The organism is Streptomyces anatolicus (genome assembly GCF_019400875.1).
In the GTDB taxonomy this organism is placed as follows: Bacteria; Actinomycetota; Actinomycetes; order Streptomycetales; family Streptomycetaceae; genus Streptomyces; species Streptomyces anatolicus.
In genome coordinates, this window is the sequence record NZ_WMBF01000776.1 from 1 (window position 1) to 1,775 (window position 1,775).

Below are 1,775 nucleotides of genomic sequence, written 5' to 3' on the forward strand. Positions count from 1 at the left end.
CCGCTCCCCTCGGGACGAGCCAACACCCCCGCCCCCCTCCTGGGAGGAGCTGGTCACCGCTGCGCTGCTCGGTACTGACCGGCGCGCGTTGCCGGCCGCCCTGCATGCCCCCGGCAAGGAGGCGCCGGTCGCGCTCCTGGACGAGGCTGCCGTGCAGACGGTCCGTCGAAGGGCGGGACTGCGCCCCGCACCGGCCGCCGCCCCGCCCGAGCCCGCGGCGAAGGACCCCAGGCCGCCCTTGCCGCCCGCGGCCCGGCGCAGGCTCGCCACGCTCCTCACCGACCAGCCCGGCACCGGCAGCGGCGGCCGACGAGGCGCGACTCCGGACCTGATGGAACTCCTCCCCCAGTGGCTGGCCCTGGCCAATGCCCGGGGCTACGGGGCGCCGCCCGAGCTGCTGCCCGCACTCCTCAACGCGGCCCGGGGCCGTACGGACCTGCGCCCCCAGGCGCTCACCTTCGCGGGCCCCAGAGCCCTGTGGCTCGCCCGCCTCAACCCGGACTGGAAGTTCGCCCTCCGCGCCACCCCGGGCAGCGGCATGGCACTGCCCGCCGCGAATGACGCACCCCAGGTCCAACGGCTCTGGGAGGAAGGCCTCTTCGCGGAGCGGGTGGCCCTCCTCACCGCGCTCCGCGCCCACGACCCCCACGCCGCCCGCGACCTGCTCGCCACGACCTGGCCGACGGAACGGGCGGAGGACCGCCTGATGTTCCTCGACTCGCTCCGCACCGGCCTCTCCGCCCAGGACGAGCCGTTCCTGGAGCAGGCGCTCACCGACCGCAGCCGCAACGTCCGCGCCACCGCGGCGGAACTGCTCTCCGCGCTCCCCACATCGGCACTGGCCGGACGGATGGCGTCCCGGGCCGCCTCCTGCGTGGCCGTGGACCACGTATCCAGCACGCCGACCCTCATGGTCGAAGCGCCGCACGAGTGCGACATGGCGATGGAGCGGGACGGCGTGGTCCCCAAGCCCCCCGCCGGGCGCGGCGAACGCTCGTGGTGGCTCGGTCAGTTGGTGGAAGCGGCCCCGCTCGCCACCTGGCCCGCGCGGCTCGGCAACCGCACCCCGGCCCAGATAGTGGCGCTCCCGGTGGCCGACGACTGGCGGGACGAGCTGCATGCCGCGTGGTGCCGGGCAGCCGTACGGCAGCGCGACGCGACCTGGTCCAGGGCCCTGCTCGGCACGCCCGCGGCGCCGGAAGCCGCAGGCCCGGGGGCCGTATCGCTCGCCGAACGCGCCAAACTCCTCGCCGCACTACCCACCGCGGAACGGGCGGACTGGGTGGCGGCTTTCATCGCCTCCCACGGTCTGTCCGAGGCGTTCCAGCTCCTCGGCGTATGCGCGGTCCCCTGGTCCGAGCCGCTGGGCCGAGCGGTCGTGGACGCGCTGAACATCGCGCGGGACGCCGGGAGTTACCCCTGGAGCTTCAGCGGGGTCATGGGCCTCGCGGAACGCTGCCTCGACCCGGCGGAAGCGGTCCGCCTGGAAGCGCTCACGGCGATACCGGACGAACCGGAGGACGCGTCACCGGGGGCGGGAAGCTACTGGTCGGAGGCTTTCCAGCGCCTGGTCACCACGTTGCGCCTCCGCGCGGCGATACGGGAGGAGCTGCCGCCGCTATAGGCCCGCTATAGGCCCCCACCAGGGGCGCGGGGAGCCGCACGCCCACCCCGGCAGCGGCCGCAGACACCCGGCCACAACCACAACCGCCGTCACAGTCACTACCGCTACCGAGTCAACAAGCAGACGAGCCGACCCCCAAGCCCCCAAGCCC

General features: G+C 74.9%; 1 protein-coding gene. It reads left to right on the forward strand.

Annotated elements, in window-relative coordinates; translation table 11 throughout:
• Positions 1–49 precede the first annotated feature (49 nt).
• The gene (locus GKQ77_RS32355) at positions 50–1,624 is read left to right on the forward strand and encodes a DUF5691 domain-containing protein (RefSeq protein WP_219692707.1); all 1,575 of its coding nucleotides are present in this window, start codon (positions 50–52) and stop codon (positions 1,622–1,624) included.
• Positions 1,625–1,775: the final 151 nt, after the last annotated feature.